Genomic DNA, 15790 nt, shown 5'->3' on the forward strand with positions numbered 1-15790 from the left:
AGAAACATTATTCCCGAGTGTAGGCGATTTTATATGCGAACGGATCCGCGGGCTTCGAGCGCTTCCACGTTGCCAGCCATAAAGTCGGCGCGCACCACCCGGCGGAGGATTTCTGGGTCGATCGTATTGATGAACCGCACGCCGATGCGTTCGTTGTTGCGATAAACTTCCGCGCAACCGATTCGATAGGCGAGGCCAAGGATATTGAGGTAGTAGTGCTTTGGCAGGCCGGCGGTCGAAGCAACGACAAACGTGGCGCCACCGCGTGAGATGTCGACGATCTCGGCACTGCGGATGGAAATGCCAGTGAGGCAGGGGCGAACCGCAACGATCCGCGCGGGCCGTCTTACGTTGAATTGTTCCCAGCGCGTCTCGTAGACCGCGGATTTCACGGTCGCAAGGTGGGTGGCGCGAAGCATCGACATCCCGCGTGTCTCCGTTGAACCTGGCTCATCTAGGTCCTCTTCCATGGGAGCCTCACACGAATGCTTTGCGCAATTGTCAAAGAAGAAAATACAATTTTAACGAAACAGCCTTTTTGCGCCTGTTGCGCGCCCTAACTGAGTGTTCGAGCGGTCACGCGGAAAGCGGTGAGAAATATGCTTTAGCAGAGATCCAGCTTGGTCATCGCCGCGGTCGTCTCCTGGCGCCACAAGATTGGCTTTGCGCGCGGGATGATGATGATTGGATCGCCAAGTGCCGCAATTGTCGCGAAGTGTTCATCGAACTCTTTGCGAGTTTGCACGTTTGCCTAGTTGTCGGCGGCGCGTCCCATGCTCCAGAACTGCAGAGCGAGGAAATCAAAATGATAGATGTCAGAGTCCCGTCAAAATCGTGGGTGGTCGTTTGCGATGGTGCGAAGGCATTGATCCTGCGAAATGCGGGCGATGTGGAATATCTGAACCTCAAGGTGGAGGAAACCTTGTCTCAGCCGAATGAACCGGATCGGGACATCGGCTCGGACAAGCCCGGTCGAACTCATGCCTCAGATGGTTTGAGTGGCAGTGCCATGCAGCAGACAAATTGGCACGAGCAGGCCGAAACGGAGTTTCTGAAACAAGTGGCTGCAAAGATGGACTTGCTGGTGCGCGAGAAACAGGCGCGTCGCATCGTCCTGGTCGCGCCACCGCGGGCACTCGGCGCGCTGCGCGGCAATCTGACCCCAGATGTTCAGGCTGCAATTTCGGCGGAGGTCCCCAAAGACTATATCAATTTGCCCGTCGAGCAGATCGAACGACATCTGGTGGCCTAGTCAGACTTCAAGCGGTTGATGTGGATACGGACTTCGCCGTTCGTACCCGCTTTTCAGCTCTCGAAATTCAGCCTTAGGACGTGATGCAGGAACTCCGGATTGATCAGCATGTTGAAGCTGATCGTTACCAGATCTCCCTCACGCTTGACCACCGTCGCGCCGATCTCGTCGTGAATACCCAAAATCTCAAGGAAGAAGTGGTTAGGGACCTCGAGGCTCGGGTTGACCTCCAGCACGGCGCCGGCCAGCGTGATCGTTCGGATCAGGCAGCGGACCTGCGTTCCGGTGCTGAGGTGGTGGCCGACGAAGATGATCTTGCCGGGGCGATCAAGTGAAAATTCCCGGTAAGTCTGCTCTGGCTGCGGGTGCTCTGCGTCGAGGTGCATCTGAAAGGCCATGGTAGCCTCCGCTTGTTATACGCTTCGAGACTAGCGCAAGATTGCTGACAATTTCTGAACAATCCCTCTGCAATTCGAATCGTATGTCCGTCTGGAAAGCAGAATGGCTCATTATTGGGCAGGGAAGGACAGATCGGTCCGGCTTGACACGCCGCCGCCCCTGAAGCATATCGAAGGTGGCTCGAGGCGCCGGCCGCTCGCGGACGAAGTCCATGGTGAAGTCCTCGGCAAAATTCAGTCACCGCCATTTGGTGCATGCTGACTGCAGGCAACGCGAGCTCCTTGTAACGGTCGAAATGGCATGCCTTCCGAAAGGCTGAATCCGTGACCACCGCATATCCGACAATTGAAGAACTCAAATCGCAGGCCAAGCGTCTTCGCCAGGCGATGGAAGTGCGCCGCACTGCGATCTCTCACAGCGCTGCCCTCGAACTCGTTGCCCACCAGCATGGCGTTCGTGACTGGAACACACTTTCCGCGCTTGCGACGCGGCCGAACTGGGAGCCGATCGCGGCGCTTTCCGTCGGCTCGCAGGTGTGTGGCCGCTACCTCGGTCAGCCGTTCAGCGGCAAGATCCTGGCGTTCGCTGGTCAGCCGGGAGGCGGGTTTTACAAGATCACCATTCATTTCGACGAGCCGGTGGACGTCGTGACATTCGAGAGCTTTTCCGCTTTCCGTCAGCGTATTAGTGCGCAGGTCGATGGCAGCGGCGTATCGCCGCGCAAGACGTCGAACGGTGTTCCCCACCTCGTTCTTGATATTTGAGCCATCTTGTCGCTTTGGCGCAGATCGCCCGTGCAACCCGCGCGGGTGATTGTCATTTTGCAACATCTCTTCGGCGAGATTGGCATGTGCATGCCGCCGGTGTTTGCGGAATTGTGCACGTTTCGCTAGCGGGCCGGGTGCTTCTGCGCCCCGCCAGAAGAAGCAGGGTAGCGCTACGGCCTGCTGCCCGCTTGAGAGCCGAAAGCTGCGCCTGATAGGGGTGGCTTTCGCGTTCAGTCCTTGCTGGTGGCAACGGCGGCGGTTGCCGCGTTCTGCGCTTCCTTCAGCGCCTCGGGGCATTCCTCGCAGCATATTTCGACCATCTTGCCGCCGAGCTTGACGCTGATCGCATCCGGTCCGAGTCCGCAGTCGCATGCAGCGCACTTCGTCTTCTTCATGGTGGTGATCCTCCGAGTTAGGCGTCCCATTTGGGACAGGATCGTAACGGGGAATGGCTCAAGCCTTAGTCCGGGCTGGCGCAATCACACCGGTACCAGACGGTGTAGGACCAATGACGATCACGAGCCCTATGCATAATGCCCTCGTTGCGGCTTTCATGAGAAGAGGTATGGAGGTTCCGCAGCTTTGGTAAATGTGACACCCTTGCGAGGCTGACATGGCTTCACGCGCGCAGCGTTCTATACGCGAAGCGTAAGTCGAGCGCGGGTAAGCAAATTTTAAATTCGTCCAGTAAGTAGAAGGAACAGCACGTGGCAGCATTTCCGGAAAAGGCAAAGGTCGTCATAATCGGGCTCGGCGGTATCGTCGGCGCCTCCATCGCGCATCATCTCGTCGAGCGGGGATGGGACGATATCGTCGGCATCGATAAATCGGGCATCCCGACCGATATCGGCTCGACAGCCCATGCCTCGGACTTCTGTTATACCACGAGCCACGACTATCTGTCGGTTTGGACCACGCAATATTCGATCGATTTCTACGAGAAGATGGGCCATTACGCCCGCATCGGCGGCCTCGAAGTGGCGCGCACCGGCGACCATGCCTGGATGGAAGAAATCAAGCGCAAGCTGTCTTCGGCACGCGCCTTCGGCACTCGCGCCCACTATATGAGCCCTTCCGAGATCAAGGAGAAGTTCCCGTTGATCCAGGAAGATCAGGTGATGGGCGGCCTCTATGATCCGGATGCCGGCCTGGTCATCCCGCGCTCGCAGACTGTTGCTGGCAAGTTGGTCGACGCCGCCGAGAAAGCTGGCAAGCTGCAGGTCTTCGGCAATACGCCGGCCAAGTCGCTGATTGTCGAGAACGGACGCATCAAAGGGGTTGTCACCCATCGCGGCACGATCATGGCCGATCACGTCATCGTCTGCGCCGGCCTTTGGGGACGGTTGATCGCCGAGATGGTCGGCGAAGACCTGCCGGTTATGCCGGTCGACCACCCGCTCACCTTCTTCGGTCCCTATACCGAGTTTGAAGGCACCGGCAAGGAAATTGGCTTCCCGCTGCTGCGCGACCAGGGCAACTCCGCCTATATGCGTGACACCGGCGATCCGGCGACGACGGAGGGCGGTCAGATCGAGTGGGGCTATTACGAAACCACCAATCCGCGCATGTGCCATCCGCGCGATCTTCTCGAAAAACACGAAGCGCGCCTTTCGCCCTCGCAGCGCGATCTCGAGATGGAACAGATCATCGGGCCGCTCGAGCGCGCCATGGAGCTGACGCCGATCCTCGGCGAACTCGGCTATAACGAAGGTCACTCCTTCAATGGCCTGCTGCAGGTTTCCGCCGCCGGCGGCGCATCCTGTGGCGAGAGCCAGAAGGTGCGCGGTCTCTGGTATTGCGTTGCCATCTGGGTCAAGGACGGCCCGGGCTACGGCAAGCTAATCGCCGACTGGATGACCGACGGCCGTACTGAAATCGATCACAACAGCATCGATTACGCCCGCTTCTATCCGCACCAGTTGACGGAAGAGTTCATTGAAGGCCGCTGCTACGAAGCCGCCCAGAAGATCTATTTCCCGGCTGTTCACACCCGCGAACCCTATGCATCCGGCCGTAACGTCAAGCGCTCGCCCTTCTACGAACGCGAAAAGGAGCTTGGCGGATACTTTATGGAACTTGGCGGCTGGGAGCGCGCGCACGGCTACGCCGCCAACGAGCACCTTCTGGAGAAATACGCCGACCGCGTCCCGGTTCGAGAGAACGAATGGGACAGCCGTCATTTCTGGCGCGTGTCGAATGCCGAGCATCTGGCGATGAGCGAGGATTGCGGTATCGTCAATCTCAGCCATTTCCACATGGTTGATATCGAGGGACCTGACCATGTCGAGCTGATGGAATGGCTGTGCGCCGCCAAGGTCGGCGGCGATGCAAATATTGGCAAGGGCATTTACACCCACTTCCTCGACGACGAAGGCATGGTGCGCGCTGACTTCACCGTCTTCCGCATGGCCGACCGGTGCCGTCTCGTCAACGGCGCCGATGCCGGCCCACGCGACCTGCACTATATGAAGCGCGTCGCCGAAGACCGTGGCCTTGACGTTATCATCACGGACGTCTCGGAAAAATTCGTGACGATCGGCATTTGGGGTCCGAACGCGCGCGACACGCTGAAGAAGGCTGTGGCCGATCCGACCGGGCTCGAACAGGAAAACTTCGCCTTTGCGGCGATCAAGCCGATCGAAATCGCAGGCAAGTCTGTCACCGCCTTCCGCATCTCATACGTCGGTGAGCAGGGCTGGGAATTGCATATGAAATACGAAGACGGCCTTGTCGTCTGGGATGCGCTGCGCTCGACCGGCGTGATGGCCTTCGGCGTAGAGACCTATGCAAACTCACGCCGCATGGAAAAGAGCCTACGTCTGCAGAACGCCGACCTCCTGACCCAGTACAACCTAATCGAAAGCGATCTCGCCCGTCCGAAGGTCAAGGAAGCCGATTTCCGCGGCAAGGCTAAGCATTTGCAATACAAGGCGCGTGAGCACCAGCCGGCTGTGCTTTGTACGCTTGTGATGACGGAGAATACCGACAAATTGGGCGTGAAGCGTTATCCCGTCGGCAACCTGCCGGTCGTCGATCCGGCCACGGGAGAGGTTCTGGTCGACGAGCTTGGCCGTCGGTCCTACACGACCTCGATCGCCTACGGCCCGACGGTCGGAAAGAATATTGCTTTGGCCTACTTACCCTGGTCGCATTGCCAAGTCGGACGCAAGCTGAATGTCGAGTATTTTGCCGAGAGTTATCCAGTGGAGGTGGTCGGCGTCGGGTACAAGCCGATCTATGACCCGGAAAATCTGAAGCCGCGCACGTAAGCGCTCAAATACTCGTGGCGCTCCAAGGACGGGGCGCCACGAACATGAGATTGAGCCGCTTGGCTGAAAACAACGGGGTAGGTTCCGGCTGGCGGTGAAATCGCACTCTAAGCGCTTGCGCAGTTTGGCCAGATATATTCGCCGGCGGCAAATCACTCTGGCGACCGATGCAACGTGATGAGCCTCGCCCTTACTGAGGCGATCTGGGCACGCCGCTGCACGGGACAAGTCGATATCCGAGCATGCCACTGGTCCCGAAGAGGTAATCGACCACTTAGGGTATTGCCATCGCTGTCGAATTCTTTAGCGGTCTCTGCTCATTACCGCCGAAGCCGCGCTACGCGCCGGAATTCCGCCCGGGTCTGACCATCGGCCCGCCGGGACGAAGAAGTGAAGTGGCTGTGAATGGTGCTTGAGCCGTGCATGGTAGTCCTCCATCGGTTCGGTTTCGGTGGAGGCAACGAACCATCTGCACGGCTCGCCCGCTGTCACATAGTTAGCGATTCTACATCGACTTATTTCAGCAGCCATTCATGCTCTGGCTGGTTGTGGAATTTCCACACCCGCTTCGGGCCGGCCATGACGTTGAGATAATAGAGGTCGTAACCGTGGACGGTGGCGCAGGGGTGATAACCCTTTGGCACCAGCGTCACGTCACCATTTTCCACCGCCATTGCCTCATCGAGCGACCGATCGTCGGTGTAGACGCGCTGGAAGGCGAAGCCTTGCGGCGGGTTCATACGGTGGTAGTAGGTTTCCTCCAGCAGGCTCTCATTCGGCAAATTGTCCTGGTCGTGCTTATGAGAAGGGTAGGAGGAGGTGTTGCCGTTCGGCGTGATGACCTCCACCACCAGCAGCGAGTGGGCGGAGTTGTCGTCCTCGGGCATGATATTGGTCACGAGACGCACGTTCGAGCCCTTGCCGCGCTGGAATTGCGGATGCACGCCGGGCGGGATGAGCTTCGCTTTGTAGTCACCGCCACCGGGCGCCGAGCAGACGGCAAGTTCAAGATCGGTTTCCGCCGTCACCGACCAGCTGGAGCCGGCCGGCACATAGAGCGAATGCGGCGCACCCTCGAACGGGCTCATGCGCCCGCCGACCGAGCCGAAATCCTCTCCTGCGGCGGTTGCTTTGCCCTTGCCGGCCACCCATACGAGACAGGCCTCGCGGTCGCCGGCCTCGCTCGAGACAGTCTCGCCCGGCTTCAGGCGATGCAAGTCGAAGCCGACATAGGTCCACCCGGCGGTTTCCGGCGTTACATGGGTGACTCGGCCGCGGTCACCCCTTGGTTTTACGAGAAGGTTCGGCATGAACTGATTTCCTTCAATCGATATCAATGCTCTTACGCAGGCAGAACGTTATCCCTTCGGGAAGCCTACCGTTTCCACGGTATAGCCCGCGGCGGTCATGACACGCATCAGTTCGGCATGGCCGATCTCTGCCATCTTCTGCGGGGGCGCCTTTCGCGGATCCTGCTCGGCCTCGACGACGAACCAGCCTTCGTAGCCATAATCGGCCAGTCTCTGGACGATTGCGCCGAAATCGAGCGAACCGTCACCCGGCACGGTAAACGCGCCGAGCGCCACCGCGTCGAGGAAGGACTGCTTGCTGCGGTCGAGCCCGTCAACGACGGCCTTGCGGATATCCTTGACGTGCACGTGGTTGATGCGAGCGTGGTGGCTGTCGATGGCGCGCAAAACGTCGCCGCCGGCAAAGGCCAGATGACCGGCATCGAGCAGAAGCGGAATGCCTTCGCCCGAGTTGCGCATGAAGGCGTCGAGTTCCGGCTCGGTCTCGACGACGGCTGCCATGTGGTGGTGATAGGATAGCGGCATGCCCTGCTCGGCGCACCATTCGCCGAACTGCGTGACCTTGCGCGCATAGGCCTTCATCTCGTCATCCGACAGGCGCGGCTTGGTCGCGAGCGGCTTGGAACGATCGCCCTGGATCGAACGGCCGACCTCGCCATAGACGATGCAAGGCGCGTTGACGGCCTTGAACAGCTCGATCATCGGCGCGATGCGGTCCTTATTGGCGGAAAGATCCTCGTCAACGAGCGTGCCGGAGAACCAGCCACCGCAGAGCGTCACATCGGCGGCGCGCAGGATCGGCAGCATCTCGGCCGGATTGTTCGGAAAGCGGCGGCCCTGTTCCATGCCGGTGAAGCCGGCGCTGCGCGACTGGCGCAGGCATTCTTCCAGGGATACGTCGTCGCTGAGCTCAGGAAGATCGTCGTTCCACCAGGCGATCGGCGACATGCCAAGTTTGGCCTTCATCAATAGTCTCCTCAAAGGCATTGTTGGAAGAGCGGGGCCGCTCTTCCCGTGAAATCAGTCGATCAGCCGATGCGCTGGGCGGCGCGCGCCTTGACGTAAGCCGCGTGCGCCTTGTTGACCTGCTCGCGCGGGCTGACTTCGGGAACCGCAACGTCCCACCAGTAGCCGCCGGCTTCCGTCGTGATCAGCGGATCGGTGTCGATCACGAAGACTGAGGTGCGATCGTTCTTTTTCGAGTCGGCAATCGCCTTCTCGAGCTCGGCGATCGATGCAACCTTGACCGCGATCGCGCCCATGCTCTCGGCATGCGCCCTGAAATCGATCTCAGGCATGACTTCATAATGCGCGTCCTTCAGCAGGTTGTTGAAGTTCGCGCCACCGGTCGCCATCTGCAGCCGGTTGATGCAGCCATAGCCACGGTTGTCGAGCAGGACGATATTGAGCTTCAGGCCGAGCATGACCGATGTCGCGAGCTCGGAGTTCAGCATCATGTAGGACCCGTCACCGACGAGGACGAAAACTTCCTTCTCTGGATGCGCCATCTTGGCGCCAAGGCCGCCCGCAATCTCGTAGCCCATGCAGGAGAAGCCGTATTCCATATGGTAGCTACCCGGAGCGGTCGCCGGCCAAAGCTTGTGCATCTCTCCCGGGAGGCCGCCTGCAGCGCAAAGGCCGATTGCCTTTTCAAGGTCGATCGAACGGGTAACGGCGCCGATCACCTGGGCGTCGGAGGGCAGGGCGGCATTGGTGCTCGCCATCGCCTTCGCGGCGGCGTCCATCCAGACCTTCTTTTCCCGCTCGGCCCTCTCCGCCAGCGCGGCCGGTGCTTTCCAGCCGGCGAGCCCGCTCGAGATAGCCTTCAACCCTTCGCGGGCATCGGCCACCAATGTCTGGCCGTCGTGCTTGGCCGCGTCGTATGCGGCAATGTTGAGGCCGAGAATTTTCAGCTGCTCGTTCTGGAAGAGCGCCCAGGAACCTGTCGTGAAATCCTGGCAGCGCGTACCGACGGCGATGATCAGGTCCGTTTCCGTTGCGATGGCATTGGCAGCCGATGTTCCGGTAACGCCGACGGAGCCGAGCGCCAGCGGATGTCGCTCGTCGATCGCCGACTTGCCAGCCTGCGTGACGACGACGGGGATCCGGTGTTCTTCGGCAAACGCCGTCAGTTCCTTCGTGGCCTGTGAGTAGAGGACACCGCCGCCGGCGACGATGACCGGCCTTTCGGATTTCTTGATGAGAGCGATGGCGTTTGTCAGCTCGTCGGCATCCGGGCGCGGACGACGCGTGGTCCAGACGCGCTCCTCGAAGAAGCTCTCGGGATAATCGAAGGCTTCAGCCTGCACGTCCTGGCACAATGACAGCGTGACCGGGCCGCAATCATAGGGATCGGTGAGCACCTGCATGGCGCGCTTCAGCGCAGAGATGATCTGCTCCGGCCGCGTGATGCGGTCGAAATAGCGGGACACCGAACGGAAGGCGTCGTTCGCCGAAACCGTACCGTCGCCGAAATCTTCGATCTGCTGCAGCACCGGATCCGGTGCACGGTTGGCGAAAACGTCGCCAGGCAGGAAGAGTACCGGGATGCGGTTGACGTGGGCGACACCAGCGGCCGTCACCATATTGAGCGCGCCGGGGCCGATGGAGGTCGTGCACGCCATGAAACGCTGGCGGAAGTTCGCCTTGGCATAGGCGATGGCCGCATGCGCCATGCCCTGCTCGTTATGGGCGCGATAGGTCGGCAGTTCGCCACGCACCTGGTAGAGCGCCTCGCCGATGCCGGCCACATTGCCATGCCCGAAGATCGCCCAGACGCCGCCGAAGATCGGTATCTTCTTGCCATCGACGACCGTCACCTGCTTCTTGAGGAAATGCGTAACGGCCTGAGCCATCGTCAAACGTACAGTCTTGCCCATGAGGCACCTCCCAAATGCTTTAATTAATGTAGACCGCGCGTTTTCAACCAGGCCTCGGTCAATTGGCGGAAGCGTCCGGCCATGTCTGATATCGCTTCTTCATCATTCAACTTGCCGGAAAGCCAACCGCGGGCAGCCTCGGCAAAAATCGTGCGGCCGACGGCAAAGCCCTTGACGTAAGGAGCAGCCAATGTCGCCTCGAAGCCTTTCACCAGCTCGTCGGCCGGAGCCTCGAGACCGAGCAGCACTATCCCGCGGCACCATGGGTCGTTCTTGACGATCACGGCTTCAATCTTTTTCCAGGCAGCCGTCGAAGCCTGCGGCTCGAGCTTCCACCAGTCGGGTTTGATGCCGAGCGCATAAAGCTCTTCCATAGCCGTCGAGATCGTATCGTCGGCCAACGGCCCGTTCTTGCTCGCGATGATTTCGACGAGCAATTCGCGGCCAACCTTGCGGGCGGCTTCAAAGAGCGTGCGCAGTTTCTCCTGCTGCTCGGTCTTCAGTTCTGCCGGATCATCTGGATGGTAGAAGCACAGGCACTTGATGCAATGATCGAGCGGCCATTCGACGAGCTGCGATCCGATATCCTGGCTGAACTCGAAACGCAGCGGCTTGGACCCCGGCAGTTCCACCGGCCGGCCGATCCAGGCGAAGTTCTTGGTCGCCGCATCGAAGAAGGCGTCACGCCCGAAGCGCTCATCGATCAGCATGCCGTAGCCGTTGCGGCCACCGGCAACACGCGCGGCGGCTTCTACCGCAAGGCGCTTGAAGGCGACGATCTTCTTGTAATTGACGCCGAGTTCGTCGCAGACGCTGGTGAGCTGCGAGCGATGGTCGATTGCAAGCGCCATGAGAAGCGGAATGTCGCCCTTGCGCGTCGAAGCCCAATGGATGTGGTTGATCGCCTCGTCTTTGCGCAAGGCGCGATGCTTACTGCCATGCTTCAGGAAGAAGTCGAGTTCGGCCCAGGTCGGATATTCCGGCGAGCAGAGCAGGCGGGAGACGGCGAAGGCGCCGCAGGCGTTGGCCCAGGTCGCGCAGGTTTTCAGCGGCTCGTTCTTCAGCCAGCCGCGCAGGAGGCCGGACATGAAGGCATCGCCGGCACCGAGCACGTTGAACACCTCGATGGGGAAGCCTTCGCCGACAATGCCATCTTCCAGATTGTCGCTGATCGGGCCGTCATAGACGATGCAGCCCATGGCGCCGCGCTTGAGCACGATCGTTGCCGGCGAAAGACGGCGGATTTCCTTGAGCGCGCCGAGCACGTCATCGGCACCGGAGGCAATCAGGATTTCCTCTTCGGTTCCCACGATCAAGTCGCAGTCTGGAAGCGTTTCCTTCATCTTGGAGGAGACGCGATCGGACTTCACATAGCGCTCGAATCCTTCGGCGTGGCCCGCAAGGCCCCAGAGATTAGGCCGATAGTCGATGTCGAAGATCACCTTGCGGCCGTTGGCCTTGGCGATGCAGATCGCTTTGCGCTGTGCGGCTTCCGTGTTCGGTCGGGAAAAGTGCGTGCCCGACACCAGGACCGCGCGCGACGACTTGATGAAGCCTTCATCGATATCGTTCTCGTCGAGCGCCATATCGGCGCAGTCCGAGCGATAGAAGATCATCGGCGACACGCCTTCAGCCTCGACGGCCAGCAGCACCAGAGCCGTAAGGCGCTCCTTATCGGTCTTGATGCCTTTCGTCTCGACCCCTTCGCGGGCTGACTGCTCGATGATGAAGCGGCCCATCTGCTCGTCGCCGACCCGGGTGATCAGGCCCGACCTGAGGCCCAGGCGGGCCGTCCCAATAGCGATGTTGGCAGGGCAGCCGCCGACAGATTTGGCAAAGGAGCCGATGTCTTCAAGCCGCGAGCCGATCTGCTGCCCGTAGAGGTCGACCGATGAGCGTCCGATCGTGATCACGTCAAGCGACGGTTCCGGCTGTGAGCCCGGGTTCGGTTGTGCCATCATGTCCTCCCGCTAGATTTTAGCTACGGCTTGGCGCCTGCTGATTGCGAGTAATGAAACATCGGTTCCGTATTTTTGTCAATTCGGAATGTTTGTTCCATTTTTCATTTTGTCGATTTTGCCTGCGTTCGTTTGCGCCGCCGCTCGGCGATGGCGACCGGGAGCGCCATCGTCAGGGCCATCGAGGCCGAGAGTGAACGAAAACCGGCAAAATCCGCCTCCGCTACCTCGAACCAGCAAGTGGCACGGGCGGCAAGCGGTGAAAAAGCCGAATCGGTGATTGCAACGACTGGCACGCCCCGATCCGCCAGCGCTTCGGCCTGGCTCAGGCTGTCAGCGGCATAGGGAGAGAAGCTCGCTGCGATTGCCGCATCATTCTGCGTCGCGAATTGCACCATTTCCGGATCGACGCCGTTCGGCGACGCGACAATCTGGTGGCGGATATTCAGTTTCGAGAAGGCATAAGTCATATGCGCGGTCAGCGGATAGGAGCGTCGCTTGGCGATCAGATAGATCGTCTCGGCAGCCGCGAGAATGTCGACGGCCTTGGCAAAGGTATCCGTCTGCACGGTGGCCGCCAGCCGGTTGACCGATTGGCTCGCGGCCGAAATGAAGCCGGAAAGCAGGTTGGCGTCCTCGTCCTCGCCGCTTGCCTGCTCCAGCGTCACCAAGCGCTCTTCATATGTCAGCGTGCGATCGCGCAGGCGCTCGCGAAAAATGCTCTGAAGGTCGGAGAAGCCCTCGTAGCCGAGGTGGTGTGCCAGGCGCACCAGGGTCGACGGCTGCACGTCGGATGCCGTAGCGATGCTGGCCGTCGTGCCGAAGGCGATTTCGTCGGGGTTAGCGAGTGCGAAAGCTGCGACCTGCGCAAGTCGCTTCGGCATGGTTGCTTTCCGTTCGATGATGATGCTGCGCAGGCTCTCGAAGTCGCGCGGAACCCTGGTGGGCGTTTTGCTGTCACTGTCCATGCACGCTGTCCATTGAACGAAATAAACATTCCATAATTACGAGCATAGATGATTTTCATGCGCGAGCCCAATTGTTTTTATTGCATTGAAATCCAAGTGTTTTGAACAGTTTTCGAGGTCACCGTAGCAAAGATATGCGGGAAGGGCCGCTTGTCAAAATGATCTAAATATTCCAAAAATCCGGCCGGCATCTGGAGGAGATAGGATGAAATCACTGGGAATCGGTCTGATTGGCACCGGCTATATGGGCAAATGCCATGCTCTCGCATGGAATGCGGTAAAGACCGTATTCGGCGATGTCGAACGCCCGCGCCTGGTCCATCTGGCGGAAGCCAATGCCGACCTTGCCGATAAGCGCGCCTCCGAATTTGGCTTCGAGAAGGCAACAGCCGATTGGCGCACCTTGATCGCCGATCCCGAAGTCGATGTCGTGTCGGTCACCACGCCGAACCAGTTCCACGCCGAAATGGCGATTGCTGCGCTCGAAGCCGGTAAGCATGTCTGGTGCGAGAAACCGATGGCGCCAGCATACGCTGATGCCGAGCGGATGCTGAACACCGCAAGAGCCGCGGGCAAGGTCGCCGTTCTCGGCTACAATTATATCCAGAATCCCGTCATGCGGCATATCAAGGCCTTGATCGAGGAAGGAGCGATCGGTGCGGTCAATCATATCCGTGTCGAGATGGACGAGGACTTCATGGCCGATCCCGATGCTTTCTTCTATTGGAAGAGCGAGCTTTCCGCCGGTTACGGGGCGCTGGACGATTTCGCCGTGCATCCTCTGTCGCTGCTTTGGTATCTGTTCGGCCACGTTGAGGCTGTTATCACTGACATGGTGAAGCCCTACGGTAGCCGGCCGCTGAAGGAAGGCGGTCGCCGCGATGTCGAGAATCACGACGCGGCCAACGTTCTGATGCGTGTGGGCCGTGGAATCTCTGCGGTGCTGATGGCAAACCGCGCCGCCTGGGGGCGTAAAGGGCGAATCGCGCTGCAGATCTTCGGCTCGAAGGGCTCGATCGCATACGATCAGGAGCGCATGAACGAATTCGAACTCTATCAGGCGGAAGGCCGCGGCTCAGAACAGGGCTTTCGCAAGATACTGGCCGGCCCGGCGCATCTGCCCTACGACCGCTTCATTCCGGCCCCCGGGCACGGGCTCGGTTTCAACGATCTCAAAATTATCGAATGCCGCGAACTGATCCGCGCAATTTCCGGTGAGCCGTCGTCGATCGTGACATTCGAAGACGGTCTTAGGATAGAGAAGTCTGTTCACGCCATGGCACAGTCATTCCACGAGCGCCGCTGGATCGAGATCGCATAGGCCGATCCGCTTCAGGTTGACGACGCTGGAGGCAGGGGGTAGGCCTTTGCTGAAACGCGCGGCTGTATGCTGGGAGTGAGAACGTGACGGACAGACTGGTGATCATCGGCGCGGGGCAGGCTGGCTTTGCATTGGCCGCGAAATTGCGTGCACTCAAGGATACACGCCCAATCACCATCATCGGTGCGGAAGACGCGCTTCCCTATCAGCGGCCACCGCTCACAAAGAAGTATCTGCTCGGTGAGATGGCGTTCGATCGCCTGCTGTTCCGACCGGAGCACTGGTACGCGGACAACGATGTTGAGATCAGGCTTTCGACCTGGGCGGAACAGATCGTGCGCGATAAGAAGCAGGTCCTCCTCCAAGACGGCTCGGCGTTGGATTATGGCACGCTGGCACTGACGACCGGATCGACGCCGCGTGCGCTGCCGGCATCGATCGGTGGAGAACTCGAAGGCGTCTATGTAGCGCGCGACAAGCGCGATGCCGACCTCTTGGCTGACGAGATGCGGCCGGGTCGCCGAGTCCTTATCATAGGAGGAGGCTATATCGGACTCGAGGCTGCGGCCGTCGCCCGTCACCGCGGCCTCGAGGTCACGGTAATCGAAATGGCCGACCGAATCCTCCAGCGCGTCGCCGCCAAGGAGACGGCCGATATCATGCGGGTGATTCATGAAGCGCATGATGTCGTCATCCGTGAGAAGACCGGACTGAAGCATCTAGTCGGCCACGAAGGCAGAGTGGTCGCTGCCGAACTCTCCGACGGCTCTACGATCGAGGTCGACTTCGTCATCGTCGGCATTGGGGTCGTCCCGAACGACCAGCTTGCCAAGGAGGCCGGTCTCGAGGTCGCGAACGGAATCATTGTGGACGAATTCGCCCGCACGTCCGATCCGTCGATTTTTGCTGCCGGCGATTGCGCGGTCCTGCCGTGGCAAGGTGGACGCATCCGTCTCGAATCGGTGCAGAACGCCGTCGATCAGGCGGAGGCTGTTGCCGCCATCATTGCCGGCGGGAACGAAGCATATGATCCCAAACCCTGGTTCTGGTCGGACCAGTATGATGTGAAGCTGCAGATCGCCGGCTTCAATATGGGCTATGACGACACAATTCTGCGCCCTGGCGCGCGCGACGGCGCGCATTCCATTTGGTATTTCAAGAACGGGTCGTTCATCGCCGTCGATGCGATCAATGACGCCAAGGCCTATGTCAGTGGCAAGAAGATGCTGGAATCGGGGATCAATCCCGACAGGGCGATCATTGAGGACGCATCTGCCGATCTCAAGCAGCTATTGAGCTGAGGCCGCTGGCCTCAGCATCAGGTGAAAAAGCCGAAAAAGCGCTTGCGTCACCTGTCGAATGACTCTATCAGGCTCCCACCGGAGAGGTGGCCGAGTGGTCGAAGGCGCTCCCCTGCTAAGGGAGTATACGTCAAAAGCGTATCGAGGGTTCGAATCCCTTCCTCTCCGCCATCACAATTATTGTCCAGCCCGGAGACATAGGTAACAGATCGGTCTTTGCTAGGTCCTGCGACCGCGCTTGGATCCTCGAGCTTACACGGGCCGGGAAGCGATATGTCCAGGCCCCTTCGATGAGGACCCGACGCGCCCTTTGGTTGCCCGCCTTGGTGATCCTACCACGCTTAACCCGTTCGCCGGTTGAGCTTT

General features: G+C 59.8%; 14 protein-coding genes, 1 tRNA gene and 1 pseudogene. 7 read left to right on the plus strand and 9 right to left on the minus strand.

Features of this window, described 5'->3' with window-relative positions:
- Positions 1-29: 29 nt before the first annotated feature.
- On the minus strand, positions 30-425 hold the full coding sequence (locus ATY79_RS16915) for a pilus assembly protein PilZ (RefSeq protein WP_088693583.1): 396 nt from the start codon (positions 423-425) through the stop codon (positions 30-32).
- 380 nt (positions 426-805) lie between these two features.
- Here ATY79_RS16915 and ATY79_RS16920 point away from each other — a divergent pair, with 380 nt between their 5' ends.
- A complete protein-coding gene (locus ATY79_RS16920) occupies positions 806-1252 on the plus strand; it encodes a host attachment family protein (RefSeq protein ID WP_088704487.1) in 447 nt (148 codons plus the stop codon).
- Between the two features lie 53 nt (positions 1253-1305).
- Here ATY79_RS16920 and ATY79_RS16925 read toward each other — a convergent pair whose 3' ends face one another.
- The gene (locus ATY79_RS16925) at positions 1306-1638 is read right to left on the minus strand and encodes a hypothetical protein (RefSeq protein ID WP_088704495.1); all 333 of its coding nucleotides are present in this window, start codon (positions 1636-1638) and stop codon (positions 1306-1308) included.
- 336 nt (positions 1639-1974) lie between these two features.
- Between ATY79_RS16925 and ATY79_RS16930 the strand changes: the two genes are divergently transcribed.
- Positions 1975-2415, plus strand: a complete 441-nt coding sequence (locus tag ATY79_RS16930) for a glyoxalase superfamily protein (RefSeq protein ID WP_088704488.1) — start codon at positions 1975-1977, stop codon at positions 2413-2415.
- Positions 2416-2648: 233 nt separating this feature from the next.
- On the opposite strand, the gene ATY79_RS30910 is transcribed toward ATY79_RS16930, so the two are convergent.
- Positions 2649-2813, minus strand: coding sequence for a hypothetical protein (locus ATY79_RS30910; RefSeq protein ID WP_189637184.1), 165 nt, complete (start codon positions 2811-2813; stop codon positions 2649-2651).
- Positions 2814-2866: 53 nt separating this feature from the next.
- Between ATY79_RS30910 and ATY79_RS16935 the strand changes: the two genes are divergently transcribed.
- Positions 2867-3007, plus strand: coding sequence for a hypothetical protein (locus tag ATY79_RS16935; protein ID WP_088704489.1), 141 nt, complete (start codon positions 2867-2869; stop codon positions 3005-3007).
- 118 nt (positions 3008-3125) lie between these two features.
- The gene (locus ATY79_RS16940; protein WP_088704490.1) at positions 3126-5687 is read left to right on the plus strand and encodes an FAD-dependent oxidoreductase; all 2562 of its coding nucleotides are present in this window, start codon (positions 3126-3128) and stop codon (positions 5685-5687) included.
- Between the two features lie 515 nt (positions 5688-6202).
- On the opposite strand, the gene iolB is transcribed toward ATY79_RS16940, so the two are convergent.
- From iolB to ATY79_RS16965, 5 genes are all read right to left on the minus strand, one after another.
- Entirely contained in the window at positions 6203-6997 is a 795-nt protein-coding gene (gene iolB / locus ATY79_RS16945; protein WP_088693588.1) for a 5-deoxy-glucuronate isomerase, read from the minus strand.
- A 48-nt stretch (positions 6998-7045) separates the two neighbouring features.
- On the minus strand, positions 7046-7963 hold the full coding sequence (gene iolE, locus ATY79_RS16950; RefSeq protein WP_088693589.1) for a myo-inosose-2 dehydratase: 918 nt from the start codon (positions 7961-7963) through the stop codon (positions 7046-7048).
- A gap of 62 nt (positions 7964-8025) precedes the next feature.
- Positions 8026-9876 (minus strand): 3D-(3,5/4)-trihydroxycyclohexane-1,2-dione acylhydrolase (decyclizing), encoded by a 1851-nt coding sequence (iolD, locus tag ATY79_RS16955; protein ID WP_088693590.1) that lies wholly within the window; start codon positions 9874-9876, stop codon positions 8026-8028.
- A 23-nt stretch (positions 9877-9899) separates the two neighbouring features.
- Positions 9900-11834, minus strand: coding sequence for a 5-dehydro-2-deoxygluconokinase (iolC, locus tag ATY79_RS16960; RefSeq protein ID WP_088704491.1), 1935 nt, complete (start codon positions 11832-11834; stop codon positions 9900-9902).
- Positions 11835-11938: 104 nt separating this feature from the next.
- Complete coding sequence (locus ATY79_RS16965) at positions 11939-12802, minus strand: MurR/RpiR family transcriptional regulator (RefSeq protein ID WP_088704492.1); 864 nt, start codon at positions 12800-12802, stop codon at positions 11939-11941.
- A gap of 205 nt (positions 12803-13007) precedes the next feature.
- Here ATY79_RS16965 and ATY79_RS16970 point away from each other — a divergent pair, with 205 nt between their 5' ends.
- From ATY79_RS16970 to ATY79_RS16980, 3 genes are all read left to right on the plus strand, one after another.
- Positions 13008-14123: a Gfo/Idh/MocA family oxidoreductase gene (locus ATY79_RS16970; RefSeq protein WP_088704493.1), complete on the plus strand. Its 1116-nt coding sequence runs from the start codon at positions 13008-13010 to the stop codon at positions 14121-14123.
- Positions 14124-14206: 83 nt separating this feature from the next.
- Complete coding sequence (locus tag ATY79_RS16975; protein ID WP_088693594.1) at positions 14207-15424, plus strand: FAD-dependent oxidoreductase; 1218 nt, start codon at positions 14207-14209, stop codon at positions 15422-15424.
- An 80-nt stretch (positions 15425-15504) separates the two neighbouring features.
- Positions 15505-15595: transfer RNA gene (locus ATY79_RS16980), tRNA-Ser, on the plus strand.
- Between the two features lie 79 nt (positions 15596-15674).
- Here the strand turns inward: ATY79_RS16980 and ATY79_RS16985 are convergent.
- Positions 15675-15790: pseudogene (locus tag ATY79_RS16985) on the minus strand (transposase); the annotation flags it as partial.

It is taken from the genome of Rhizobium sp. R693, assembly GCF_002211315.1.
Classification (GTDB): domain Bacteria; phylum Pseudomonadota; class Alphaproteobacteria; order Rhizobiales; family Rhizobiaceae; genus Rhizobium.

Coding starts and splice junctions, on each gene's coding strand:
- ATY79_RS16935 (WP_088704489.1), top strand. CDS start 2,867: ATGGCTCAAGCCTTAGTCCGGGCTGGCGCAATCACACCGGTACCAGAC.
- ATY79_RS16920 (WP_088704487.1), top strand. CDS start 806: ATGATAGATGTCAGAGTCCCGTCAAAATCGTGGGTGGTCGTTTGCGAT.
- iolC (WP_088704491.1), bottom strand. CDS start 11,834: ATGGCACAACCGAACCCGGGCTCACAGCCGGAACCGTCGCTTGACGTG.
- ATY79_RS16925 (WP_088704495.1), bottom strand. CDS start 1,638: ATGCACCTCGACGCAGAGCACCCGCAGCCAGAGCAGACTTACCGGGAA.
- iolD (WP_088693590.1), bottom strand. CDS start 9,876: ATGGGCAAGACTGTACGTTTGACGATGGCTCAGGCCGTTACGCATTTC.
- ATY79_RS30910 (WP_189637184.1), bottom strand. CDS start 2,813: ATGAAGAAGACGAAGTGCGCTGCATGCGACTGCGGACTCGGACCGGAT.
- iolE (WP_088693589.1), bottom strand. CDS start 7,963: ATGAAGGCCAAACTTGGCATGTCGCCGATCGCCTGGTGGAACGACGAT.
- ATY79_RS16965 (WP_088704492.1), bottom strand. CDS start 12,802: ATGGACAGTGACAGCAAAACGCCCACCAGGGTTCCGCGCGACTTCGAG.
- iolB (WP_088693588.1), bottom strand. CDS start 6,997: ATGCCGAACCTTCTCGTAAAACCAAGGGGTGACCGCGGCCGAGTCACC.
- ATY79_RS16915 (WP_088693583.1), bottom strand. CDS start 425: ATGTCGATGCTTCGCGCCACCCACCTTGCGACCGTGAAATCCGCGGTC.
- ATY79_RS16970 (WP_088704493.1), top strand. CDS start 13,008: ATGAAATCACTGGGAATCGGTCTGATTGGCACCGGCTATATGGGCAAA.